Raw genomic sequence first — 24,826 nt, forward strand, 5'->3', positions numbered from 1 at the left:
CTCTTTTATGTGTGCCCGGCATGGGCATAAACTCTAGGGTTCAAGTCCCGAACGGCGAAGGTCGTTGTAGCCGTTAGCTAAAGGCAAGGGTGTCCAGGGCGACCTGGAACCTGAAGGAAGCCGGAGGCAAACTTCTGCCCCGAGGAACACAAATCTCATACAAGGCTGTCTATCTGGGATGAGTCTGCATAACAAGATAAAGTCCCAACGACCAAAGGGGTAGGCAGTAAATGAGGCGGGGATATGGAAGGGAAGTTTATGCTCTTACCCGGGGAGGTCTGTCGGGAAAGCGAAGGACTCTTCGTAACCTTCTCAGTGATGAGGAGCTGAACCGGCAGAAGTCAGCCGAAGTCGTAGTATTTGGTAGCTTAAGATGCCAAAGAAGGACTGAATCAATTATGGAGAATGACGTCCAGGCGTTCATCCCCTCGTTGAAGCAGAAAACGAAACACCTTCTCAGGGAGGAAACGGTGAAGTCCGTGGGGGACCTGAGACAGGGCGGAGAGGCGAGGATGGCACAAGAGGAAACGTCATTCACGGAGGAATGTATCTTATGATAAATCGTGTACTGTCACGACCGAATTTACTTCAAGCGCTCAAGCGTGTAGAAAAGAATAAAGGAAGCCACGGTGTCGATCAAATGCCCGTAAAATCCCTACGTACGCATTTAAAAGAAGAGTGGACATCATTAGTGGAAAGCCTGCGGTCGGGAACCTACCAACCTCAACCGGTACGTCGAGTCGAAATCCCGAAACCAGACGGCGGAAAGAGGAAGCTGGGCATCCCCACGGTGACAGACCGATTTATTCAACAGGCAATCGCCCAACAACTATCCGAGATGTATGACCCGACCTTTTCGGAATACAGCTACGGGTTCCGTCCAAATCGAGATGCCCACCAAGCTGTCCGTCAGGCAAAAGAGTACATCCAAGAAGGATACCGCTGGGTCGTGGACATGGACTTGGAGAAGTTCTTCGATAAAGTCAACCATGACCGACTTATGGCAACCCTATCCAACCGTATCCAGGATAAGAACGCTCTCTACCTTATCCGACAATACCTTCAAGCAGGTATTATGGAACAGGGTCTTGTAAGCCCAAATACGGAAGGGACTCCTCAAGGAGGCCCCCTCAGTCCGTTGCTTTCCAACATCGTATTAGACGAGCTGGATAAAGAACTGGAAAAGCGTGGTCACAAGTTCGTTCGGTATGCGGATGACTTTCATATTTACGCGAAGTCTAAGCGTGCAGGGGAAAGGGTGATGGCGTCCATCACATCTTTCATCGAGAAGAAATTACGACTGAAGGTAAACCGCGAGAAGAGTGCCGTGGACCGACCTTGGAAGAGAAAACTTCTGGGGTTCAGCTTCACTCCTAATCGAATCCCTAAGATTCGATTAGCTAAGCGTTCAATCGAACGGTTTAAGAACCGAGTCCGAAGTCTTACTTCACGAAAAGAACGAATATCGATGGAGAATCGAGTGAGGAAGCTTAATCTATTCCTACAAGGATGGATGAATTATTATAGCCTAATTGACACACTAAGTGTATTGAAAGAGTTGGAATCATGGCTTCATCGAAGACTTCGAATGATTCGCTGGAAAGAATGGAGACTTCCCAAAACGAAAATCAGGAAACTGATCAAACTGGGAATCTCTCCGCAGAAAGCCCACGAATGGGGAAACTCACGGAAGGCTTACTGGCGAATTGCGAGAAGTCCCGTCTTACACAAAACCCTAGGCACCACCTATTGGTGGCGCCTAGGGCTGAAGAGTATTGTCTTAAGATACAAATTTATTCGTCAGACATGATTGGAACCGCCGTATACGGAACCGTACGTACGGTGGTGTGAGAGGGATGGAGGTTAGTCACCTCCCCCTATCTCTATTACATTCTTTTTGGGTATATGGAATTAATTTAAACAGACGGTTTGTGCCTATGAATCCGTACTTTCCTGGGAAACAAAGGGGGAATTTTTCTGCTTTAAGATTTCTGATGAGTGGACGTATAGTTCAAAAGTTTTGTTGCTCTTTCTTCCACCTTTCTCTATAATCAACACCAAATGATAATGAAAATCGTTATCATTTGTTTTAAGGAGGAGAAAAAATGAGCGATACTACTGATCGTACAGAACTAAAGATGAAAAATGGAGCGAAGGAAGATGCTTTTTCTTTTCGTCCCTTGGAAGAAAAAGACGTAGGACTGCTGCATGACTGGATGCATCAAAAACATATTTCACCATTTTGGAAGCTGAACCTTCCTATGGAGGAGCTGCGTCCTTGGGTACGGAAGTCCATAGAAGCTGAACATAAGGATGCTTACATCGGTACATACAATGGCGAGCCTGTTTGTTATCTGATTGCGTATGCGATTGAAAAGGATCCGATTAGAGACTATTACGCCTATCAGAACGGTGATTTAGGCATGCATCTCTTAATTGGCCCTCGTCCGTTATTGAATATGGATGACGGTCTATCCATCGTTCGTGCGATGATCTATTTCCTATTTGAACGTTACCAAGCGAAAAGAATCATCGGGGAACCTGACCGTCGCAACCGGATTGTGATACCAATTTTGAAAAAGGTCGGGGGAGAAAATCTGGGCCGCATTAATTTACATGGGAAACAAGCGTCTTTAATTGTGGGAGCGAAAGAGGCATTTGAAAAATCATTGCAGGACAATGATGTTGAAATCCAGACGTTGACAAGGATGAAGGCGTCTAAAAGTGAGCTGGTGGTATGAAAGTAGATGCACAAGTCCTTCACTTACTCAAAACCATTGGGGATCGGATGATCGAGCTTGAACATCCACCACTGGACCAGTTGACCCCTAAACAATCAAGAGAGTACTACAAGGTGGCCAGGGGATATTTTAAAGATATGTCTGTCGGCGGAGTGGCCGTGGATGACTCTTCTTTTCAGGGCAGATCAGGGAATGAAGTCCCGGTGAAAATCTATACGCCTGAAGGGGAAGGACCATTTCCTGTCCTTGTTTATTTTCACGGCGGCGGCTGGGTGTTCGGGGACGTCGACAGTTCAGACAACGTGTGCCGGTACTTTTCCCGTCATGCGCAAACAGTTGTGGCCTCCGTTGACTACCGGTTAGCCCCTGAACATAAATATCCGGCAGCTTTCCACGATGCTTTGGATGCGGTCACATGGGTTGCGAATGAGGCTCATCAATGGAACATTGACCTCAAGCGGCTGGCCGTAGGTGGGGAAAGCTCTGGTGGTAACTTGGCTGCTGCTTCGGCAATTTATTTCAGGGACGATGAGGAGATAGAGATTTCTCATCAATTTCTGATTACCCCTGTGTTGGATTATAACTTCGATACGGAATCGTACAGGGCGAATTATACATACAACTTGACGAATGAAAAAATGAAATGGTTTTTCCAGCACTATTTGAAAGAGGAGGAAGATGGGCGGGATGTGTTTGTTTCACCACTGCGGATCCAAAACATGGCCGAGTTACCGTCGACATTGATGGTTACAGCAGAATACGACCCGCTCAGAGAAGAAGCATTTGTATATGCTGACAGGCTCCAAGCCACAGGAGTGTCCGTAAATCATTTCCATTTTGAAGATCTCGTCCACAGTTTTATCAATATGGCGGGCGTCGTCGATCGTTCGGCAGAAGCCTTGGAAAAAATGACGAGAACACTGAAAGAGATGCTGCATGAATAACGTGTTCCACCTTCGTTCGCGGAGGTGGACTTTTTTTACCCAATTTTACACAGGGGAAGAAAATACTAGAAACGGGGTCCTTTATAGTTAAAACCGCCTGTTTTTATTCATGACGAATTCCTTAATTATCAGAAAAATAATCGAATCGAATATCCGCCAAAAACCGCTCTGTATCAAAGTGTAAGGACACAATTGAGAATGATAATGGTTTTCAATTAGTGTTGACATTGATAATCATTATCAAATAGTATAGCGGTAAGCCATTGAGCAAACGAAAAGGAGTGGAATTACATGAGTGTTCATATAAAGAAATCCAATCAGGAATTATTGAATCAACAAAATCAACGGGAATCGAATGCACGGTCTTACCCGCGCCGTTTCCCATTAGCAATTCAGGAAGCAGAAGGGGTCTACCTCACAGATATGGAGGGGAACCGGTACATCGACTGTCTAGCCGGAGCGGGGACACTTGCTTTAGGACATAATCATCCGGTGGTCATTGAAGCGATGGAAAAAGTGCTTCACGATAAACTGCCCTTACATACACTCGATCTTACGACAGAAGTGAAAGAACAATTTGTGGATGAGCTTTTCTCCAGTCTTCCAGAAGGGTTTCGGGACCGGGCGAAGGTTCAATTTTGCGGACCGACCGGAGGCGATGCGATTGAAGCGGCGTTAAAGCTTGCCAAAACAGCGACAGGTAGACAAAGCATTCTTACCTTCCAGGGCGGTTATCACGGTGCGACCCACGGAACGATGGCGATCAGTGGAAACCTCGGACCGAAAAAGCGAGTACAGGGACTGATGCCTGATACGCATTTCCTTCCATACCCTTATGATTACCGCTGTCCTTTTGGAAAAGGTGGAAAAGAAGGAGCAGAGCTGAGTGCCGCCTATATTGAACGATTGCTGGACGATCCGGAAAGCGGCATTCTTCCTCCGGCAGCGATGATTTTTGAAACCGTTCAAGGAGAAGGTGGTTCCATTCCAGCGCCCATCGAGTGGCTGAAGGAAATGCGCCGGATCACAAAAGAACGTGGCATTCCATTGATTATCGATGAAGTTCAAACAGGGATCGGACGGACAGGAGAAATGTTCTCCTTCGAACATGCTGGCATTGTCCCGGATGCTTTTGTGCTTTCTAAAGCAATCGGTGGCAGTCTCCCGTTATCAGTTGTCGTTTATGACCGTGACCTTGATGCATGGGAGCCCGGCGCTCATATTGGGACCTTCCGTGGTAATCAGATGGCGATGGCTGCAGGAACAGCCACCCTCCAATACATTAAAGAGCACAAGCTTTCTACACATGCAAAAGAGATGGGCGGGAAGATTTTCCAAGCGTTATGCGAACTGCAAAAGGATTATCCGCAGCTTGGAGACGTCCGTGGACGCGGCCTGATGCTTGGGGTGGAAATCGTCGATCCATCTGGTAAAGCCGGCATGGAGGGCAGTTATCCAGCAGACCCTGATTTGACGAGCCGGATTCAAAAAGCCTGTTTTGACCGTGGGTTGATTCTTGAGAGTGGAGGCCGTCATGGGTCTGTGCTCCGATTCTTACCACCACTCATCATTACAGAAGAGCAGGTCGATACGATCATTTCCATCTTCAATAAATCTGTCGCTGCTGCTGTTTCGGAGTGAGTGAATGGGAACCACAACGACTCAATTAGCAGCTACCGCATTCGACTCATTTTTCCTTCAACACGGGGAGTTCGGGGGAGAGCATTTTCGAAACCATGTCGAACTCGTCGTCGATACAATTGCTGACGTGTTGCAGGACGTTGATTGTCCGTTGGAAGGAAAGACCGTTCAAGACATCCAGCAGGAGCTCCGCGGGATCCTGGATCTTTCAGAAGAACCGCAGGCGCTGCATGAAGTCCTACGGGAAATCAAAGGACCTGTCATAAAAAACAGCCTCCACGTTTCCCACGAAAGGAGTATGGCCCACTTGCACTGCCCTCCCGTTTTACCGGGCGTGTTGGCGGAATTGATCATCGGGGCGTTAAACCAATCGATGGACTCCTGGGATCAAAGCCCGGCAGCGACTTATGTGGAAGAAGCATTAAGCCGGTACTGGTGCGGGCGGATTGGCTTTTCGGATCGAGGAGACGGTGTGTTTACAAGTGGCGGGACACAGTCCAACTACATGGGAATGCTGCTCGCCCGCGATGCGTTTTGTCGATCGAAATGGGAGCACATCGTCCAAAGAGATGGACTGCCGGAATCGTTCAAAAAGATGAGGGTCCTTTGTTCAGAAGAAGCTCACTTTTCTGTGAAAAAATCAGTTTCTCAGCTTGGTCTTGGCGAGAAGGCGGTCGTTCCGGTTCCCGTCCTTGATGACCATCGGATGGATCTGGATGAGGTTAGACGTACGGTTGAACAATTGGAGCAGGATGGACTTCTGCCGTATGCGGTCGTCAGTACATGTGGGACGACAGATTATGGAAGCATCGATCCGCTTGAGGGTCTGGCTGACTTTTGTGAAGAAAAAGGCCTCTGGCTTCATGTGGATGCCGCATACGGAGCAGGGCTTCTGCTTAGTGAGAAGCACGATGGGAAGCTTGCAGGCATAGACCGTGCGGATTCGGTGACGCTCGATTTCCATAAATGGCTGTTTCAGCCGATCAGCTGCGGGATGTTTGCGGTCAAAGATCGGAAGCACCTGCGGTTGTTATCACACCATGCCGATTACTTGAATCCTGTAGAAGATGAAGAAGAAGGCATCGTGAACCTTGTGAATAAAAGCATCCAGACGACGCGCAGGTTTGATGCGTTAAAAGTTCTTTTGACCTTGAAAGTACTCGGGACGCGGTTATTAGGGAGTATGGTGGACCGGACGATGGAAGTCTCGAGCTTTGCTGCAGAGGAACTCGGGCGTCGCGAGGCTTTCCGGGTAGAAAATCCATCTCCTGAACTTTCGGCCGTCGTGTTTCAGTACCAGCCGGAGGGAAGCCTTGATGTGAGCGATTTGAACCGGAAAATACAGCAAAAACTTTTCAACGAAGGAACGGCCGTGATTGCGAAAACATCAGTCCGAGGAGAAACCTATTTGAAATTTACGCTCTTGAATCCACGTACGACGGAAGAAGATGTGTTGGCCGTGATTGATGAGATTGAAAATACAGCGAAACAGATATTAGGAGGGACACCTCATTGAATAAAGCAAAAGAAATCGCAGAAATGGCCACAATGCAAAGCTTTCTTAATTGTTATTTAAGAGAAACAGGCAACTATGAGGGGATGGATGTTGGCGAAATGAATGAAAAAATGCTGCGCATTCCTTTGGTCCGACAACACTTGGTCATCCATGTACCTGTAAACTATTGGTCGTTAACGGGGAGGCATCTGTTTGACTTTCCGATGACCTATCAAACAGAAGGAAAGGAAGAAACCCATACTCTTGATTATGTCACGATGACCACCCTCCTTGTGAAAGAATGGCTCATCGGCAATGGACAGGAATGGGCAGAAGATGAGCTCGTCCTGCGTGTCCTGCTCAGCTGCAAGAAAATGAAAGATTATGTAGTTGCAAGATTCGAAGATCGTCACCAGCTGATGGACGAAGATTTTACATTTATCGAAGCGGAACAGTCGCTACTGTTCGGGCATTTGCTTCATCCGACCCCGAAAAGCAAACAAGGCCTGACCGATAATGAGGACCGTGAATATTCACCTGAATATAAAGGGCGTTTCCAGCTCCACTATTTCAGTGTGAACCCTGATCTTGTTGAAGAAGATTCCAGTTTGGATCGTCCCGCATCCGCCTGCATCTTCGAAGGCGTCAAAGATACGGAAGGGGCGGACCCACTAGTGAAGGAATGGAACAAAGGCCGACTTTTACTTCCTATGCATCCCCTGCAAGTGCCCGTTGTATTAAAAGATCCGGAAGTCCAAGGTTATCTTGATTCTGGAGATATCAAACACCTTGGACCAGCGGGTGTCCGGTTTACGGCTACCTCTTCGTTCCGGACGCTGTACAGTGAATCTTCCCGGTTTATGTACAAATTCTCTGTCCCGGTCAAAATTACGAACTCCTTAAGGGCGAACCAGCCGAAGGAACTGGCGAGAGGGGTGGAAGTTTCGCGTTTGCTCGATACAGAGCTTGGAGAGCAAATGAAGAAGCATCATCCGAATTTCCATATGATGAAAGACCCTGCGTCGATCAACCTCCGTTTAACGAACGAAACTTCAGGGTTTGAAGTTTCGTTAAGGGAAAATCCTTTTTACGACGATGATGAGCAGGTGACTCTTGTGGCAGGGCTCGTCCAGGATCATGCGTATGGAGGGAAGTCCAGAATCTCCGCGATCATCCGAAGTATTGCTGAGAGCGAAGGAAGATCGTTGGAAGAGGTCAGTCTCGATTGGTTTGACAAGTATTTGTCGATCAGCCTGGAGCCTATTCTCTGGCTGCATCACACGTACGGGATCGCCCTTGAAGCCCATCAGCAGAACTCTGTTGTCAGGCTGGAACAAGGGTATCCTTCCAAGTTTTATTACAGGGATAACCAGGGCTATTACTTCAGTCGGTCCAAAGCGGATCAACTCACAGAACTGCTTCCTTCATTAAATAGCAAAAGCGATACGATCTGTGAGGATGACGTCGCGGATGAACGTCTGCGCTATTATTTCTTTTTCAATCATTTATATGGGCTGATCAATGGATTCGGCGTCAGTCGATTGGTCGATGAAGAAAAATTGATCGACCTTCTTCGCAGCCGTTTGATGGAGCATCTTCCAACCTCCCTGGTCCAAAGTCTATTGGAAGAAAGCAAGCTTCCTTGTAAGGCCAACCTATTGACGCGTTTGTATGATATGGATGAACTGGTCGGTCCGATGGAAGCGCAGTCGGTTTATACAGCGGTTGCTAACCCGCTCGCTGCAAAGGTGGGAGTCGGCCATGAGCATTGAGTTTGAGATTTATGATGAAACAATCCAGCGCACGATTGCGTTTCGGAAAGCTCAAATGGAAGATGTCGCGCTGGTTCATAAGTGGATGAATGAAGAACACGTGCATCCTTTCTGGCAGTTGAATCTCCCTTTTGACCGGTTTGAAAAACACTTTCAGAAGGCAGTGGCCGACACCCATCAGACGCTGTACCTCGGCCTGATCGACGGGGAAGTGATGAGCTATTGGGAAGCTTACTGGGTCAAAGGGGATGTGATAGAAAACGCGTACACACCCAAAGCTTACGACCAAGGCATCCATCTGTTGATCGGGGAAAAGGATTACCTCGGTTCGGGGTTTGCCCTGCCTCTTCTGAGAACGATGGTGCGTTTTCAGTTTCAGCATGAAGCGACAACGAAAGTCGTGGCAGAACCAGATATACGGAATGACAAAATGATCCATATTTTTAAAAAATGCGGGTTCGCACCGATTGCGCCCATACAGCTGCCGGATAAAGAGGCACAGCTAATGTTTTGTCAACGAGAAGCATTTGAATCGAGGTGGAACGATGAATACAGAAAAGCAGATCTTTGATGTCATCGGCATCGGACTCGGGCCGTTCAACTTAGGAATGGCCGCCCTCCTGGATAGCGTTGAGGATGTGTCCGCGGTGTTTTTGGAAAAAGAAGAAGAGTTCCAATGGCACCCTCATCTGCTGATGGAAGGGACAACGCTGCAGGTGCCTTTTTTCGCAGACCTTGTCAGTATGGCGGATGTCACCAACAAGCACAGCTTTTTGAATTACCTGCAGGAACACAACCGTTTATATAACTTTTATTTTTTGGAGAAGTTCCATATCCCGAGGAAAGAATACAATCATTACTGCCGGTGGGTCAGTGACCGGTTGGACAGTTTGCGGTTCGGTAAGGAAGTCATCCATGTGACAACCGCTGATCTCGGTGAAAAGACACTCTATCAAGTGACCGCTCACGATTCCTCCACAGGTGAGGAACACACGTACACAGCTGAAAACATAGTGATGGGCATTGGCACGGAGCCCCGGGTCCCGGAGGCACTTCAAGACGCCCTTGGAGAGTCGGTTTTTCATACGTGCGAATATTTGAAAAGAAAACCATCGTGTGACTTATCTAAGTCTGTCGCCGTGATTGGATCGGGACAGAGCGCGGCGGAAGTTTTCCTTGATGTAGCGAAGTACCAGGAAGAATCAGGCGGATCGCTTCAATGGTACACAAGGTCGCAAGGGTTCTTTCCGATGGAGTACTCAAAGCTTGGGCTTGAGTATTTCTCCCCGGATTACATCGATTTCTTCTATGAGCTGCCTCAATGGAAGAAAGACCAGCTGTTACATAAGCAGGACCTTCTCTATAAAGGCATCAGTGCAGAAACCATCGCCGCTATTTATGATCATCTTTATGAACGGACGGTCGGAAATGCCGATCCTTCGATCCATCTTCAGGCGATGACCGAAGTGACGTCCATCGAACAGAAAGAGAGCCATTTGAGCTTAAAAGGTTATCAGAAGGTCACAGAGGAGCCAGTGGAGATGGAAGCGGATCTGGTCATTTTAGGGACAGGGTATCAGCCTCGCGTGCCTGCCTTTTTCTCAAGCATAAAGGACAGCATCATTTGGGATGAGCAGGGCAGGTTTGCCGTGAACAAAGGCTATGACCTGGCTGCGGACCTAAAGGCAGATGGGCACATTTTTATCCAAAATGGAGAACTCCATACCCACGGCGTCGGCGCACCTGATCTTGGACTTGGCGCACATCGCAATGCGGTAATCATAAACAGGATCGCGAAAAGAGACGTTTATTCGATACAGGAAAACAATGTCTTCCAAACATTCGGAACGAAGAAGACCTTGGTCACACAACATCAATCATAAGAAAGAGGGGATCGGTTTGTTATTTCAACAGGACATTCATGGACAATTGAACGCAGACAGTTGGAAGAAAGCCAATCAACAGTTAATGGCGAAAATGTTCGCGGAATATATGTATGAAGATATGATCCAGCCGGAAGTTTTACAAGAAGACGGGAAAACGATAGAGTACAAGCTTTCCGTTTCCAGCGAAAAGTCGTACCGGTTCGTTGCGGAAAAGCGTTTGTTCGACAGTTTTGATGTCTCCGTTGATGAACTGAAAAAAGTCGAGCAGGGGATCGAAGAAGAGGCGGATCACGCGCTTGAACTTCTGATCGATTTAAAGGAAATCATCGGCATGTCCGCAGAAACCCTCGGCCATCTGATTAAAGAGATGAACGCGACGTTAATCGCTGATGTGCATTTGATGCAAAAGACAGATCGGGGGTCTGATGAGCTTGTGACTCTCGATTATGCGGAGCTTGAAGGCTACATGAAGGGGCACCCGTGGATTACTTACAACAAGGGGAGAATCGGCTTCGGTTATGATGACTACCTGCGTTTTGCACCTGAGCACCAGCAGGAAGTGCAGCTTTCCTGGATTGCGGCACATAAAAATCTAGCAACCTTCCAATCGGTTGAGAACCTCAGCTATGAAACACTTCTGAAAGAAGAGTTAAGTGAACAAGAGAGGGAACGCTTCTTTTCCGAGGTGAGCAAACAGAACCGCGATCCGGAAGACTATTACTTTTTCCCTGTCCATGAATGGCAGTGGAAAAATCAGCTGATCCAGAACTTCCCGGAGGAAATCGCGAAAAAGGAAATCATCGCAGTTGGAGATGGCGACGATGCTTATCTTCCTCAACAGTCGATCCGTACGTTTGTTAATAGAAGTTATAAAGAGAAACATCATGTGAAGCTTCCAATGAGTATTTTGAACACTCTTGTGTATCGAGGGCTGCCATCAGAACGGACAGTGATCGCGCCGAAAGTCACTGAATGGATCAAGGGCCTCTATGAACAAGACGAATTTTTAAAGAATGAATGCCGGGTGATTCTGCCGGGGGAAAACGCCAGTATCAATGTGGATCATAAACATTACTCTGCCGTTAAGGAAGCTCCGTATCAATACCTTGAAATGCTGGGGACGATTTGGCGGGAAAGCATTTATACGTATCTGGAAGACGGCGAACAGGCCATCACACTTGCAGCGCTCGTTCACGAAGATCCAAATGGGAAACCGTTCATTCAATCGTTGATCGAGTCGTCTGGATTGGATCCGGAAGATTGGATGAAGAAGTTTTATAAAGTTGTCATGGATCCTTTGCTTCACTACTTATATAAATATGGGACAGTCTTTTCACCGCACGGGCAGAATACGATTCTGGTACTGAAAAATAACGAGCCCCATCGTCTTGCCATCAAGGATTTTGTCGATGATGTGAACGTGACGGACCAGCCGTTCCCTGAACTTGCGCACGTAACGGAAGAGATGAAAGCTGTGCTGCGTACAGAACCACCGGAAGGCTTGACGCAGTTTATCTTTACGGGACTTTTCATCTGCCATCTGCGTTATTTGAGCCATATTCTAGAAAAACACCAACTATTAAATGAAGAAGTCTTCTGGCAGCTGCTTGCAGAGTCGATCCACGACTACCAGAGCAGATTCCCTGAATTGAAGAAACGATTTGAGTTGTTCGACTTCTTCAAACCGGAAATGACGAAGCTTTGCCTGAACCGCAACCGGATGGTCGATTATGGCTATGCCGATGGCGATGATCGTCCGCATGCATCGGAATTTGGCAAAGTAACCAACGCACTGGCTGCTTTTAAAGAACAGCCGATCGGATAACCTGACGAAAAGAGGGATGGATTGTGGCGATCATTGTACAAAAATATGGAGGCACTTCACTCCAAACAACCGAACAAATCAGACAGGCAGCGAATCGCATCATCGGTGAACGAGAGAAAGGAAACCAGATGGTCGTTGTTGTCTCAGCCATGGGAGACTCCACCAATCATCTAGAGCAGCTCTCCAGCGAAGTCTCTTCCTGTACGAATGGAAGAGAAAAGGATTTGCTTTTATCTACAGGTGAACAAGTGTCATGCGCGCTGATGGCGCTCGCCCTTCAAGAAAAAGGACAGGCAGCTATCGCTATGACCGGTGAGCAGGCAGGAATTGAAGTGGAATACCTGCACGGGAACGCCAAGGTCACAGCGATTCATACCAAGTGCATGAAGCAGGAGTTACAAAAAGGAAAGGTTGTCATTGTAGCCGGTTTCCAAGGCGTAGCCGCAAACGGAGAACTCTGTACGCTTGGCCGAGGCGGTTCTGACACAACGGCCGCTGCCTTGGCTGCAGCACTGAAAGCGGACCGCTGTGACATCTGTACGGATGTCGATGGGGTGTATGCCGCAGATCCGCGTGTGATCCCAAACGCAGGGAAATATTCATTCATGGATTACGACAGCCTGCTCACCATGGCTGAAATGGGGGCCGGGGTGATTCATCCGCGTGCTGTCGCCCATGCGAAAGAATATCAAGTTCCTCTAGTCATTCGTTCGAGCTTCAGTGAACACGAAGGGACCTGGATATCAAAGGATACATCTATTTCTTCAGTCGCAGGTGTGACGTATCAAAAAAATCTCTGTCATATCCGTCTTTTTGGAAGAAGGATGAAAAAGGAAAAAATTTTGAGGCGGATGAAGGATTCTGGTGTGATCGGAACAAAGGATGTTCATGCACACCTAGACGAGCTTCTCGCAGTGGTAAAGAAAGACGACCTCGACCAGACGATATCAATGCTTGACTCATACAAAGATCAATTAGGCGTCCAAACCATTCAAACAGAGATTCAAAAAGCGGCCATCCACCTGATTTTTGTTAATGAGGAGGAAAAAAGGAAGCAGACCGCCTTGATGAATGAAAAAAAGTTCATGCCTTTGGAAGGCGTCCATTCGATCGACAGTCATCCTGCGGTATGGAGTGTTTCCGTCCCAGAAGAATATGGATCGGATATGATTCGACATGTGTATGATGCCTTTATGACTGTGAACCATCACAAATTTCCGCTTGCTTATTGAAATTCATTCGAATGCCCGCCCCCGCTTCATTTAAAGCGGGGACGGGCATTTTTTTATCGTAGGTTTCGAGATTTTGAATGAAAGGTAAATTCATTAGAGAGATTCAGTAAAGTAAATAGCTGGTTTTAGAGGTCTTGTCTATTTCTATGAAGGATGGTGAGTGTAATCGATATTAATAACTATTTCAAAAATAATTATGAAGAATCGAGAGAAACGTTTAGAGGTTTATTGAGCAAAGTTCAAGAAGTCTGGCCGGAAGCCAAGCTTTATCAACATGCGATTGGTGAAAAAGAAGACAACTCTATAGATGTCATTTATGCGGAAGCGACATCGTCCAACGACAAAGTGGCCCTGCTGACATCGGGTGAACATGGAATTGAAGGATACGCGGGAGCAGCTGTTATTCATTTATTCGTCGATCATTACCTAGCATCCATCGATCCATCGACGACGGGGATTTGTTTGGTCCATGCCATCAACCCTTGGGGCATGAGGCATTTTCGCAGAGTCACAGAAAATAATGTCGATCTGAACCGGAATTACTTTTTAGAAGAAACAGATATCCCTTATGATCTAAATGAAAACTATGAAAAAGAAAGTCACATCTTTCTTCCGAAGAAACCTGTGGATGTGATTTCTAAAGAGAAGACGGAACTGTATGAAGCCTTGAGTAAAGGGATGATGAACGAGGGGTATAAAGGAATCAAACAAGCCAAAGGAATGGGGCAGTTTCAGTTCGACCGCGGGGTGTATTTCGGCGGTTATGAAGAAGAGCCTTCCGGTTCCTATATCAAAACATGGCAGAGGCATTTGCTTGGGCAATTCCAAAAAGTCATTCACATGGACTGGCATACAGCGCTTGGACCGACCAATGAAGTGACCATGGTCATTTCCGAGAAGCACGGCATAAAGGAAGATGAGCTGAAAGCTTCCTATGGCATGGAAAATATCCAAGTGTTTTCTCCAGAAGACGTCAAAGGCGATTCGACGAATTACTTTTATGAATTAAGAGAGGCGGAATATCCTTCTACATCACTATTCTCTGCCTTGTTCGAGTTTGGTACATTTGGAACCAGCCGTGAAGCGGAACTGAGGGAATTTACGACGATCATCTTAGAAAACCAACTGTATTGGGAAGGTACGGAACATGAGGAAAGCAGGGAATGGATCCTGGAAGAGTTGATGAATATGTTCTATCCGAAAGAGAAGGAATGGAAAGAATCGGTCTTGGAAGAAGCTTGTGAAGCCATTGAATCTGTGCTGAAAAAAGAAAACATTCTCGAGTCTTCTGCTTCTCATTCTTCCCATGAATAGGAAGGGAGACATGTAGGAAAGTGGATGCGCGGACCCGACGCTTTCCAATGTTTACTAAATTCTGAAAAAGGAAATGGTCTTTATACAAGAAATAAGGGAGGAATCACATTGGTACACGATCCAAAACAAGCAGCAAAACAAATGAATGAAGAAAAGAAAGAAGATATTCTCCAACATTTTGAAACGTTCAAAGATTATTTAGGTGACAAGGTGCAAAAAGGAGAAAAGCTGGGACTCGGTGAAGAAGGTCTTTCCAAAGGGGCCAAGCGGGTAGCCGATTACCTCGCTGAACATGAGGAACCGAGAAACCGTGAAGAGAAAGTCTTAAACGAATTATGGAATGTAGCGAATAAAGAAGAACGTGAACATATGGCTCATGTATTGGTTAAATTGACGGATCAAACCAACTAGAAGGTAAAGCGTCTCCATCATTGGGGCGCTTTTTTTATTCATTTTTCTTTTGAATAACTGTCGAGTGCTTTAAAAGATAAGAAAAATGAGACCAGCGATTAATAATAAAACGGACCCTGAAAGTAGAGCAATTTTTGTCGGTCGGTTGGCTTTATGGAAGATTCGGAAAAACAAGATGATCACCTCCATATGAAAAGATTTGATTCTGCTTTTACATACGTTTGAAAAGTGTAAGAGATTCATTTTTATATTCCTTCTCTGGACTGATTTTTCTTAGACCTGAGGCAGTCACCATAAAACTACGGATGTAATATATATATTGCATTATGGGGTGTATCTGTTATAGTTTGGTGGAAAGGGAAGGTATTTATGGATAATCATGTTAAAGTGGCGAGAGTGAGCAAAAACCTCACCCAACAGCAGTTGGCTGAAAAGACCGGTGTGACGAGGCAGACCATCAGTTTAATAGAAAAAGGGAAGTATAATCCAAGTTTGAAATTGTGTCTTGAAATTTGTTACGCCGTGAATAAAACCCTCGATGAAGTTTTCTGGGTGGAAAAGGGGAGCGATTCTTTTGAAGAAAATAAGGGATGAACGGCTGCAGTGGAAGAACTTAAAAAACATTCGTGTGGTTTACATCGTTCAAACACTCGGGATTTTAGCGATTCTTGGTTATGATCTTACAACGAAAGGGTTAGACGGGATGACTAATAATCCGGTCTGGATCGTATTTATGGTCTCAGTTATTGTAAATGCATATTTATCGATGACCATAAGTGTCGATCATGAAGAACGGCAGAGGTCCCCTGTTAAGAGTCTTTATATATCCTTGACGGTCATCAGTGTGCTCTCCGCTATCATTGGTTTGTTCGTATCCTTTTCAGATGGGCAGACAGTATGGAACGGCCTTCTCATCGGAGGAATCATTTTCGTCAGTTTCCTGGTTCCGGTGTTGTATATCTTTAAACTAAGAAAGAATAACTCGGAAGAAGAGATATCCAATTAATTTTCCTATGTAACCCGCAACAAGGAAGAACCTCCATGTGTGCGGGATTTTTCATTGTCCTATGATTGGAAGGTCTGGTTTTGAGCTTCTCTCATTTCTTTTGGCGGCGTTCCATGAATATAAGCAGGCCCTGGTTTAAGGTCGGGAATCTGGCCCATCGGTTTAGGATCCTGAATGTATTCAAAAGAACCTTTGCCATCCAATGTTGGCCCACTTGCCCATCTTCCCTGCTGACTTTCCGTACCTTCAGAAAAATTGTAGAAAGAGTAGGAAACTTCCTGCTTTTCGTATTCCTTGTTAAACGAGCTCGGAACGACAGCCCCTTGTGTCTGCTCGAGTTCTTCGATGGCTGCCATCCATTGATTCTGGTGCATCGTATCACGGGCAATGAGGAAAGAAAGCATGTCTCTCACTCCAGGGTCTGTCGTCATTTCGTAAAGCCGGCATACTTGAAGCCTTCCCTGTGATTCTGCATTGAGATTCGCCCGGAAGTCTGCAAGCAGGTTTCCGCTTGCGACCGTATAACGGGCCGTCCATGGGTAGCCGACACTATCATTAGGCTGGGCTCCCAAACCGTTGACAATCGCGTGCTGGGGGTTCATTCCACCTAAAACAGCTTCAATCGCGGGATCCTTGGCTGCCTGTTCTTGATCATTCGCAGGCGCCCCATCCAAAAGCTGTGCGATCATGGTCGCGATCATTTCCACATGCGCAATTTCTTCTGTCGCAATGTCTAAAATCATGTCTTTGTATTTATTTTCAGCACGGCAGTTCCAGCCTTGAAAAAGGTACTGCATCATGACAGACATTTCTCCGTACTGTCCGCCTAAGATTTCCTGCAGTTTTTTTGCATACACGGGATCAGGTTGTGAAGGTTTTGCATTATATTGAAGTTCTTTGATGTGATAGAACATAACATCTCTCCTCTTGTAGTGGTGTCACGTTCTTAGTGTGGGGTAAGCACCAACTTATATGTGAAAAAAACAAGGGAAAACATTGGATGTTTTCCCTTGGACGTACCTATTTTTCCTTATCTTCTTCATCATACGGAAAAAGTTCTTCCGAAGCTTCTGTTTGCAGCTGGCCAGTGGAACGTACTTCGTGATTTTCTTTCTTTTCCTGATCGAGGCTTCTTGCCACCGATTGATGGAAGAAGTATTCGAAAATCGCTAAGGAAACAGCTGAGATCAACGTGGCTTCAAATACGTCGTCACCGACTGTCAGTGCATCGGTCATAAAGTATATGACGGCGAAACTAAGGACAAAATCCCCGGCTGTGGCCATGGTGTTGTTTGATTTTTTAAGAACCGTCACGTCCCCTAAATAACCGAGAGCACTAACGACAAGGGAAATGAGAAAGACGTTTCCGAAAGAGACGTCAAATCCTAAACCTAAAATGATAAACAGAATGCCTAAAGTAAATACAAACTTCAGGGCCAGTAATTTTACGTGTGTCATGTAAGGCACCTCCTCAAGCTATAAGATGCACCGTTGTATGAAAAATATACGTCACTAGGAGTGGGGTGTCTTCCAGTTTAGATAGAAATCGGTGGCTATAAAGCAAGTATCCTTTTCACCTGATTCTAGGTCTCCACGGAAAATTAAGGCTTTAAGATGACTTTGATGCAGTCATCCTCGTGTTTATTAAATTTTTTATAGCCTTCTGCTGCTTTTGCCAAAGGCAGTTCGTGCGTAAGAATCGTCTTTGGATCGAACTCATTTCTTGCAATTTGTTCATAAAGTGGCTTCATATAAGGCCTTGCATGAGCCTGCCCCATTTTGATCTGGATGTTTCTCGAGAAAAAAGCCCCGAGAGGAAACATGTTGTAATTTCCTCCATAGACCCCGGTAAGTTGGACCGTTCCGCATTTCTTCACTGCTTTCGATGCGATTTGAATCGGACCGAGCGTTCCTCCCTGGAGTTTGAGTTTTTGTTCCATGAATTCCAGTGGAGATTTCTTCCCATCCATGCCTACACAGTCAATCACGACATCTGCGCCGCCTTTAGTTACTTCTTTCAAAATTTCTCCCATATCCTTATGCCTTGTGAAATCGAAGACTTCTGTCCGGTTTGTGATCTTGGAATGGTTTAAACGGTAGGAGAGGTGGTCGACAGCGATCACTCGCTCGGCCCCTTTCTGCCAGGCGAATTTTTGTGCCATCAAACCAACAGGACCACATCCTAGAACAATCACCGTATCTCCTGGTTTGACACCTGCGTTTTCCACGCTCCAATAGGCGGTTGGGAGGACATCCGAAAGAAACAGCAGGGAAGGATCATCCAGTTCGCAGTCCTCCGGCACTTTAAAGGGCGTGAAATTCCCGAAAGGCACCCGCAAATATTCCGCTTGTCCACCAGGGTAGTTTCCAAATTTCTCGGAGTACCCGAAATACCCTCCAGAATCGTAATGGGGGTTGGCGTTGTCACACTGGCTTACATGGTTTGTATCACAATATGGACAATGACCGCAGGCAACGGTGAACGGGATGACGACACGGTCGCCTTTTTTCACTTTGGTTACTTCCGGACCGACTTCTTCCACGATTCCCATTGGTTCATGTCCAATAATATAACCAATCGGCAAAGGGAAATTGCCTTGATACAAATGTAAGTCAGATCCGCAGATGGCTGTGGATGTAATGCGTACAATGACATCTTCTTTATCCTGTATCTTTGGAGCGGCGACTTCCTTGACAGCTACTGAATATTTTCCTTGGTAGGTAACAGCTTTCATCATTTATCCCTCTTCCTTGCAAGTTTGTTCGTATCGAGAACGACGGGTGATTTTTCTAATTATGTAACGAGAGCAGCCTGTTAGATAAGGCGGTGTCAATTACTTTTCGTCACTTTTTTATCATGTTTTAATGTTAACGTTAGCATGTATATCCAATCTCTCCTCCTTAGTGAAGTAAAGGTCTTACCACAAGGGAAGCCCTTGTGGTAAGGATTGCATCAGTTCGTCAGTTCTTTTTATGGAGAGGAGGGAGGACAAGCCAGCCTTTTTCTTTATTTAGGCGGAGGGCTTTTGCACCTGCTTGTACCTTGTTCATATGGAATTTACCAAACAACATGGCGACATCTTCTCGTGTAGATTGCCCGATGGCCTGACTGCAGGCGACCAACCCTTGAGAGATATTCAGTGAAATAGCCGCACTGATTTCCGGATCATTCAACCGTGCGCCCACTGGAATGTCTTCAGCGTCGGCCACGGATCTTTCAGGCGGAGACGGAGGAAGGACGACACCGTTTACTTTTAAAACTTCCTCTATTTCCTGTGTCTCCTGTTTAATTCCCTGGACGAGTTCTTCCAAAAGACGTTTTAATTCTTTGTCACCTGCGTGATTATACATGGTCTGGTAGCTTGCGGAGTCCCCTTTTGCTACAGATAGATAACTCCAAAGACTGAAAACTTCCCCATAATGAAGGGGTTCTTGCTGTTGGTTTCCGCTTAAGATTCCCATATCTTCACTCCTTCGTTTTTGGTACAGGGATAGTATTCTTTTCATCATGAAAATCATTCATGGATAGGGAGCAAATGTATTTCTGAAAAAGGGTAAGCACCAGGGGCACGTTTGGAACGATATTTACTTGAACGAAAGAGGCATGGGTGCCTCCCGATACAAGTATGGCGTTTCTTTTTCGCTCCATTCGTATACATTGCGGTGGCGGGGATTATTATAGTGTGACTAAAACCAGCGGATCGTTTTTTCGATGGATACCGAACACGTGACGACTCCAGAATATCTGGAACGACCGACAAAGGGGCAATCCGTATAATTTTTTGAAGATGGGAAGTTATAGTGGCAGGAAGGGGAAGGGCTCTATCTTTTGATTGAATTATAAAGCGCTTTCATTTTGTGGTAGGATAAAATGAATAAGTAACCATATGCACCTCGGTTCGAAATCGTCCCTGAATCAAATAAAAAGGAGCCGTCCATGATGGCTCCTTATCTCCGCTTCAAAGAATCTAATTGATTTAACAATTGATCCAGTTCTTGAGATATTTTTACTAATTCACTATATTCCACGGAATCCAGGTAGGCTTGATACAATTGTTCTCTTACGGACTCGATTCTGTTTTCCAAGCAAAGGATGGTTGGCATAGCGCTCCCCTCTGATTTATACTTTTTCAAGATGTTTGGATATCTTATGATGTGCTGGTCTTAACACAATTTTAATACAATCATTCTTATTCCCCCATAGGTATATATGTGGGTATTTTTGGATGGTGTGATTGAAGAGAGACTTTAGAAGTAAGCGGTCATTTTTTGTTCTAAATGAAGGACGATGGAAACTAAAAACAAGCCGTCCTCTATACGGGGCGGCTTGTTTTCAATGATTTAAAACTCCTGATACGTAGCAGGGTTCTGGTCTTTCATTCTCCCGTTTTCACGAGTCAATTGATTGATTTTGTTCATGTCTCCATTCGTCAAAGAAAAGTCGAATATAGACAGATTTTCTTTTTGGCGTTGTGGTGACGCCGATTTGGGAATAGCTACTGAACCGAGCTGATAATGCCAGCGCAGAATAACCTGGGAAACCGTCTTATCGTGATGATCCGCTACACCTTGAATCACCTCATTGTCGAGGATGTTCTGGACACGGGCCAATGGACTCCAGGATTGTGTTTGGATCTGCTTCTCCTGGTGATAGGCTCTTTGTTCCTCTTGGTTAAAAAATGGATGAAGTTCTACCTGGTTCAAGCTCGGTAAGACGCCTGTCTCTTTTTCAAGGCGATCCAAATGTTCAGGGAGAAAATTACATACCCCGATGGAGCGGACCAGCCCCCACTTTTGAGCGTCGATCAACGCTTGCCATGCTTCCACATACATATCCTCTTTCGGGTTCGGCCAATGGATTAAGTAAAGATCATAGTAGTCCAGCTGCGCGCGGAACAGAGATTCCTGGATGGCCGTGACGGCTTTGTCGTATTCATGGTACCGGCCAGGTAGTTTGGACGTAATTTTCAATTCATTTCTTGGGATGCTGCTGCGGCGGATCCCTTCGCCGACCGTCGCCTCGTTTTCGTAATTATAGGCGGTGTCGATCAAATGGTAGCCTACGTCTATGGCACTTTGGATGGCTGAAGCGCCGCGGTTTCCGTTCAGGCGATACGTTCCAAATCCTAAGGATGGAATGGTGAGACCATCGTTCAATTGAATTTCAGGAATCGATTGACTCATTATAGTTGCACTCCTTTATTAGATCTTTTCCTATAGGTGATCAAAGATTGTTCAGTAGTTCTGAGGAAAGCTTAAACATATACTCTTTTACCTTGTCTGTGCAACCGTAAACCAATGACAGCGTGTACATTGAAGATAATTAAAAAATCGAGGTACAGTCTGGCTGTTGCCGGAGAACAGGGAGTTCATGAGGTGTTCATAAATTAGCGGATACGGAAATGACCATGGCCTTAGGCGGCTGTCCAACGATTGTTGAATAGAATCGGTCTATCCTGATTGAATTCAAAGGATGAGTGGACGGTGGAGACTTGTTACTTTTTGTCTTTTTTATGAGACGCCTAAAGGAAGAGGGAAATCTTTAACCCCATTAAGCGATGTGCAGAGGTTATGATATAATATAAAAGTGAAAATATTCAGAAATGAATAATAACTCCGTTGTTACTAAGGGGTTTTTTTAAGAATTCTAGAAAATATTCAATCATGAATGTGGGGGATTTCATGTCAGAATGGTCCGAATATAAAACACTTTTGCATTCTCTTCAAGAAGATATCCTTGTGACCAATACAGATGGAACGATTGTCAAAGTAAGTGAAGCGACAGGGAAAGTTTATGATGTCCATGCGAATGAGCTGCTCGGGAGATCGGTTTATGACTTGGAAAAAGAGGGATTATTTACGCCTCTGGCTACGCCTATGGTGATGGAATCAAAAGAACGGGTGACGTTCGTCCAAACCGTTGGCGACGGAAAAAAGCTGCTCGTGACAGGCTTGCCCGTTTTTGACGATGAAGGAGAACTCGTTCGAGTCGTCAGTTATTCTCATGATGTGACAGAACTTATGGAGATCAAAGCAGGTATGGAAGAAATGACGATCGAGATGGAGCGTGTCCGTGACGAGCTGAATCGTCTGAAACAAGAAAAGGAAGAAACGTTTATTGGCAAAAGTGAAGAGATGCGGCAAGTTCTTGCCACAGCGAATCAAGTGGCAGGAGTGGATGCGAATGTCCTTCTTCTCGGAGAATCTGGTGTAGGGAAAACGGAGCTCGCAAGAATGATCCACGATAAGAGTGGTCGAGCGGACGGACCTTTCATTGAAGTTAACTGCGGAGCCATCCCTGATGCCTTGTTTGAAGCTGAACTTTTCGGCTACGAGGGTGGGTCTTTTACAGGAGCAACCAAAGGCGGGAAGAAGGGGTTCGCGGAACTTGCCCATCACGGGACCTTGTTTTTGGATGAAATCGGTGAGCTTTCCTTACAGAATCAAGTGAAGGTTCTGAAACTGATTCAGAAGAAATCTTTTTATCCCGTCGGGGGACGCAAAGAAATACAATCCGGCTTCCGATTGATCAGCGCAACCAATAAGGAACTGGATAAAGCGGTGGACCATAAGGAGTTTCGGGAGGACCTTTACTTTCGGTTGAATGTCGTACCCATCACGATTCCTCCATTAAGAGAACGTAAGGATGATATCACTCCTCTCATCCATACCTTTTTGGATCATTTCGCGGCCCGTTATAAACGGAAAAGAGTGTTGAGCAGAGAAGTGTTGCACGATTTGAATACATACGAGTGGCGTGGCAATGTAAGAGAGCTCATCAATTTATTGGAGCGCTTAGTGGTCACTTCTCCGAATCCCGTCATCTACCCAGTCGATTTACCCGAAGGATATCGTAAAAAGGGGAAGGTTTATTCAGAAATGAATAATTTTGATGAATCATTGGCCGAAACCCTGAATCGAGTAGAAAAAGAAAGGCTTGAACGAGCGAAAGAAAAATTCAGAACGACTACGAAGATGGCCGAAGCTTTAGGGATCAGCCAACCAACAGTAGTCAGAAAACTTAAAAAACACAGAATAAAATGAAAGTTTGGCATGATTCTTGCAATACAAAGGGTGAGGGAAGAAAAATATCCTTTGCCTTTTTTATTACTTTTACAAGGAGTGGAATACATGGAAGTGAAACAGACGGATGATTTTGAGAAGGGCTATATGGAGTCAAAACAGGACGGCTATCGAACCAAAAGGAATTTCCTGTGGTTCATCATTCCTTCTTTATTGGGAGTGTTTTTATTCTTATTCCCCATCCCATACGGAGGAAAAATTACAATCGGTGTCGGTGTACTTGCTGAAACGGTCCAGGCATACTTAGAGCCCTTTCTTCCAGGGTTAATGACCGGTATCCTGGTTGTTTCTGCCATTGTCCCGATCTTTGCAAAAGCCTTTCAGCCTTCTGTGATCATGAACCGCCCATTTATGAAACAGCTCTTTTATATTCATCCTTTCTGGTTGGTTACGAGAATTCTCGGGGCTGTATTTGCTCTTATGACGCTTTTCGGAATCGGGCCGGCCGTCATCACATCTGATGTAACAGGGGGAACGATGCTCTATGCACTTGTCCCTGTTCTTGCTGCCTGGTTCCTTTTTGCAGGGGTATTGATGCCGTTACTCATGCAGTTTGGCTTGATGGATTTTATCGGCACGATGCTCAGACGGGTGATGAGACCGGTGTTCAAGCTGCCCGGACGTTCTTCCATCGATGCGCTAGCTTCCTGGATGGGAGCGGGAACGATCGGTGTGCTCATTACCACTCAGCAATACGAAGAGGGTTACTATACGAAACGAGAAGCCTCGATCATCGCTACAAACTTTTCCATTAATTCGATTGCGTTCAGTTTGGTCGTCATCAGTTTTATAGGATTGGAAGAATACTTTGTGCCTTTCTATTTGACTGTCGTTGTTGCAGGTTTGGTAGCGGCGTTTATTTGTCCCCGCATCCCGCCTTTATCCAGAAAGGCGGATACCTATTACGAAGGGACAGGCATGAGAATATCAGAAGATACACCTGAAGGAGTTTCTGATTTTCAATGGGGCGTTGATAAAGCACTTCATAAAGCCTCACAAGTGAAGAGTTTGAAGGAAGTTGGGAAACAAGGCGCCCAAACGGTTCTTGATATTTATTTCGCTTTGATTCCATTAGTCATGGCGCTTGGTACCGTGGCATTGATCGTTGCGGAATTCACACCATTTTTCACGTATTTATCCATGCCGATCGTTCCGCTACTCCAATGGATGGGGATTCCTGAAGCTGCACAAGCGGCCCCTGCCATGCTTGTCGGTTTCGCAGACATGTTTTTACCCGCGGTCATCGGTTCGGGTATTGAAAGTGAATTGACACGCTTTGTTATCGCCGCTGTATCCCTGACTCAGTTGATTTACATGTCCGAGATCGGCGTACTGCTCGTCAAATCGAAAATACCGATTTCGGTTCTGGAACTGGCCGTGATATTCCTGCAAAGGACTGTAATTACCCTGCCGATCATTGTGGTGATTGCACATTTCATATTCTAAAGGGTTTGTATGAATGAAAGAGAAGAGCTT

General features: G+C 45.7%; 22 protein-coding genes. 16 read left to right on the forward strand and 6 right to left on the reverse strand.

From position 1 onward, the window contains the following. The first annotated feature begins 553 nt into the window (after positions 1–553). The 14 genes from ltrA to ACJA3J_RS07860 all read left to right on the forward strand — a co-directional run bounded on the left by ltrA (position 554) and on the right by ACJA3J_RS07860 (position 16,267). Complete coding sequence (ltrA, locus tag ACJA3J_RS07795) at positions 554–1,810, forward strand: group II intron reverse transcriptase/maturase (protein WP_406945934.1); 1,257 nt, start codon at positions 554–556, stop codon at positions 1,808–1,810. A 295-nt stretch (positions 1,811–2,105) separates the two neighbouring features. Beyond that, complete coding sequence (locus ACJA3J_RS07800) at positions 2,106–2,741, forward strand: GNAT family N-acetyltransferase (RefSeq protein ID WP_406945935.1); 636 nt, start codon at positions 2,106–2,108, stop codon at positions 2,739–2,741. After that, positions 2,738–3,685 carry an alpha/beta hydrolase gene (locus ACJA3J_RS07805; RefSeq protein WP_406945936.1) on the forward strand — a complete coding sequence of 316 codons (948 nt, stop codon included), beginning with the start codon at positions 2,738–2,740 and terminating at the stop codon, positions 3,683–3,685. Before ACJA3J_RS07800 ends, ACJA3J_RS07805 begins: the two co-directional genes overlap by 4 nt. 291 nt (positions 3,686–3,976) lie before the next feature. Continuing rightward, positions 3,977–5,326, forward strand: a complete 1,350-nt coding sequence (locus ACJA3J_RS07810; RefSeq protein WP_406945937.1) for an aspartate aminotransferase family protein — start codon at positions 3,977–3,979, stop codon at positions 5,324–5,326. Between the two features lie 4 nt (positions 5,327–5,330). After that, entirely contained in the window at positions 5,331–6,842 is a 1,512-nt protein-coding gene (locus ACJA3J_RS07815) for a pyridoxal phosphate-dependent decarboxylase family protein (protein WP_406945938.1), read from the forward strand. Further along, complete coding sequence (locus tag ACJA3J_RS07820) at positions 6,839–8,593, forward strand: IucA/IucC family protein (protein ID WP_406945939.1); 1,755 nt, start codon at positions 6,839–6,841, stop codon at positions 8,591–8,593. Before ACJA3J_RS07815 ends, ACJA3J_RS07820 begins: the two co-directional genes overlap by 4 nt. Continuing rightward, positions 8,583–9,164, forward strand: coding sequence for a GNAT family N-acetyltransferase (locus ACJA3J_RS07825; protein ID WP_406945940.1), 582 nt, complete (start codon positions 8,583–8,585; stop codon positions 9,162–9,164). The genes ACJA3J_RS07820 and ACJA3J_RS07825 overlap by 11 nt, the downstream gene beginning before the upstream one ends. Next, positions 9,139–10,476 (forward strand): lysine N(6)-hydroxylase/L-ornithine N(5)-oxygenase family protein, encoded by a 1,338-nt coding sequence (locus ACJA3J_RS07830; RefSeq protein ID WP_406945941.1) that lies wholly within the window; start codon positions 9,139–9,141, stop codon positions 10,474–10,476. The genes ACJA3J_RS07825 and ACJA3J_RS07830 overlap by 26 nt, the downstream gene beginning before the upstream one ends. Positions 10,477–10,492: 16 nt before the next feature. Beyond that, the gene (locus ACJA3J_RS07835; RefSeq protein WP_406945942.1) at positions 10,493–12,304 is read left to right on the forward strand and encodes an IucA/IucC family protein; all 1,812 of its coding nucleotides are present in this window, start codon (positions 10,493–10,495) and stop codon (positions 12,302–12,304) included. A 23-nt stretch (positions 12,305–12,327) separates the two neighbouring features. After that, entirely contained in the window at positions 12,328–13,536 is a 1,209-nt protein-coding gene (locus ACJA3J_RS07840; protein WP_406945943.1) for an aspartate kinase, read from the forward strand. Between the two features lie 156 nt (positions 13,537–13,692). Continuing rightward, on the forward strand, positions 13,693–14,850 hold the full coding sequence (locus ACJA3J_RS07845; protein ID WP_406945944.1) for a M14 family metallopeptidase: 1,158 nt from the start codon (positions 13,693–13,695) through the stop codon (positions 14,848–14,850). Between the two features lie 141 nt (positions 14,851–14,991). Beyond that, complete coding sequence (locus ACJA3J_RS07850; RefSeq protein WP_089651127.1) at positions 14,992–15,261, forward strand: DUF3243 domain-containing protein; 270 nt, start codon at positions 14,992–14,994, stop codon at positions 15,259–15,261. 369 nt (positions 15,262–15,630) lie between these two features. Beyond that, entirely contained in the window at positions 15,631–15,855 is a 225-nt protein-coding gene (locus tag ACJA3J_RS07855) for a helix-turn-helix transcriptional regulator (protein WP_089650940.1), read from the forward strand. Further along, positions 15,836–16,267: a hypothetical protein gene (locus ACJA3J_RS07860; RefSeq protein ID WP_406945945.1), complete on the forward strand. Its 432-nt coding sequence runs from the start codon at positions 15,836–15,838 to the stop codon at positions 16,265–16,267. The genes ACJA3J_RS07855 and ACJA3J_RS07860 overlap by 20 nt, the downstream gene beginning before the upstream one ends. A 59-nt stretch (positions 16,268–16,326) precedes the next feature. Here ACJA3J_RS07860 and ACJA3J_RS07865 read toward each other — a convergent pair whose 3' ends face one another. The 6 genes from ACJA3J_RS07865 to ACJA3J_RS07890 form a co-directional block, all read right to left on the reverse strand. After that, positions 16,327–17,181, reverse strand: coding sequence for a manganese catalase family protein (locus ACJA3J_RS07865; protein WP_406945946.1), 855 nt, complete (start codon positions 17,179–17,181; stop codon positions 16,327–16,329). A 106-nt stretch (positions 17,182–17,287) separates the two neighbouring features. Beyond that, a complete protein-coding gene (locus ACJA3J_RS07870; RefSeq protein WP_115894334.1) occupies positions 17,288–17,725 on the reverse strand; it encodes a YndM family protein in 438 nt (145 codons plus the stop codon). 143 nt (positions 17,726–17,868) lie between these two features. Further along, complete coding sequence (locus ACJA3J_RS07875; protein ID WP_406946283.1) at positions 17,869–19,002, reverse strand: zinc-dependent alcohol dehydrogenase; 1,134 nt, start codon at positions 19,000–19,002, stop codon at positions 17,869–17,871. 226 nt (positions 19,003–19,228) lie between these two features. Beyond that, positions 19,229–19,729, reverse strand: a complete 501-nt coding sequence (locus ACJA3J_RS07880; protein WP_115894333.1) for a DUF3231 family protein — start codon at positions 19,727–19,729, stop codon at positions 19,229–19,231. A 486-nt stretch (positions 19,730–20,215) separates the two neighbouring features. Next, positions 20,216–20,371 carry an aspartyl-phosphate phosphatase Spo0E family protein gene (locus ACJA3J_RS07885; protein ID WP_089650945.1) on the reverse strand — a complete coding sequence of 52 codons (156 nt, stop codon included), beginning with the start codon at positions 20,369–20,371 and terminating at the stop codon, positions 20,216–20,218. Positions 20,372–20,608: 237 nt separating this feature from the next. After that, positions 20,609–21,451, reverse strand: coding sequence for an aldo/keto reductase (locus ACJA3J_RS07890; RefSeq protein WP_406945947.1), 843 nt, complete (start codon positions 21,449–21,451; stop codon positions 20,609–20,611). Between the two features lie 498 nt (positions 21,452–21,949). On the opposite strand from ACJA3J_RS07890, the gene ACJA3J_RS07895 reads away from it, so the two are divergent. Both ACJA3J_RS07895 and ACJA3J_RS07900 read left to right on the forward strand, forming a co-directional pair. Beyond that, positions 21,950–23,311 (forward strand): sigma-54 interaction domain-containing protein, encoded by a 1,362-nt coding sequence (locus ACJA3J_RS07895; protein ID WP_406945948.1) that lies wholly within the window; start codon positions 21,950–21,952, stop codon positions 23,309–23,311. Between the two features lie 87 nt (positions 23,312–23,398). After that, entirely contained in the window at positions 23,399–24,796 is a 1,398-nt protein-coding gene (locus tag ACJA3J_RS07900) for a YjiH family protein (RefSeq protein WP_406945949.1), read from the forward strand. Positions 24,797–24,826 lie beyond the last annotated feature (30 nt).

Source organism: Halobacillus sp. SY10, assembly GCF_045401165.1.
GTDB classification, from domain to species: domain Bacteria; phylum Bacillota; class Bacilli; order Bacillales; family Halobacillaceae; genus Halobacillus; species Halobacillus aidingensis.

Coding starts and splice junctions, on each gene's coding strand:
- ltrA (WP_406945934.1), top strand. CDS start 554: ATGATAAATCGTGTACTGTCACGACCGAATTTACTTCAAGCGCTCAAG.
- ACJA3J_RS07800 (WP_406945935.1), top strand. CDS start 2,106: ATGAGCGATACTACTGATCGTACAGAACTAAAGATGAAAAATGGAGCG.
- ACJA3J_RS07805 (WP_406945936.1), top strand. CDS start 2,738: ATGAAAGTAGATGCACAAGTCCTTCACTTACTCAAAACCATTGGGGAT.
- ACJA3J_RS07810 (WP_406945937.1), top strand. CDS start 3,977: ATGAGTGTTCATATAAAGAAATCCAATCAGGAATTATTGAATCAACAA.
- ACJA3J_RS07815 (WP_406945938.1), top strand. CDS start 5,331: ATGGGAACCACAACGACTCAATTAGCAGCTACCGCATTCGACTCATTT.
- ACJA3J_RS07825 (WP_406945940.1), top strand. CDS start 8,583: ATGAGCATTGAGTTTGAGATTTATGATGAAACAATCCAGCGCACGATT.
- ACJA3J_RS07830 (WP_406945941.1), top strand. CDS start 9,139: ATGAATACAGAAAAGCAGATCTTTGATGTCATCGGCATCGGACTCGGG.
- ACJA3J_RS07850 (WP_089651127.1), top strand. CDS start 14,992: ATGAATGAAGAAAAGAAAGAAGATATTCTCCAACATTTTGAAACGTTC.
- ACJA3J_RS07855 (WP_089650940.1), top strand. CDS start 15,631: ATGGATAATCATGTTAAAGTGGCGAGAGTGAGCAAAAACCTCACCCAA.
- ACJA3J_RS07865 (WP_406945946.1), bottom strand. CDS start 17,181: ATGTTCTATCACATCAAAGAACTTCAATATAATGCAAAACCTTCACAA.
- ACJA3J_RS07870 (WP_115894334.1), bottom strand. CDS start 17,725: ATGACACACGTAAAATTACTGGCCCTGAAGTTTGTATTTACTTTAGGC.
- ACJA3J_RS07875 (WP_406946283.1), bottom strand. CDS start 19,002: ATGAAAGCTGTTACCTACCAAGGAAAATATTCAGTAGCTGTCAAGGAA.
- ACJA3J_RS07880 (WP_115894333.1), bottom strand. CDS start 19,729: ATGGGAATCTTAAGCGGAAACCAACAGCAAGAACCCCTTCATTATGGG.
- ACJA3J_RS07885 (WP_089650945.1), bottom strand. CDS start 20,371: ATGCCAACCATCCTTTGCTTGGAAAACAGAATCGAGTCCGTAAGAGAA.
- ACJA3J_RS07890 (WP_406945947.1), bottom strand. CDS start 21,451: ATGAGTCAATCGATTCCTGAAATTCAATTGAACGATGGTCTCACCATT.
- ACJA3J_RS07895 (WP_406945948.1), top strand. CDS start 21,950: ATGTCAGAATGGTCCGAATATAAAACACTTTTGCATTCTCTTCAAGAA.
- ACJA3J_RS07900 (WP_406945949.1), top strand. CDS start 23,399: ATGGAAGTGAAACAGACGGATGATTTTGAGAAGGGCTATATGGAGTCA.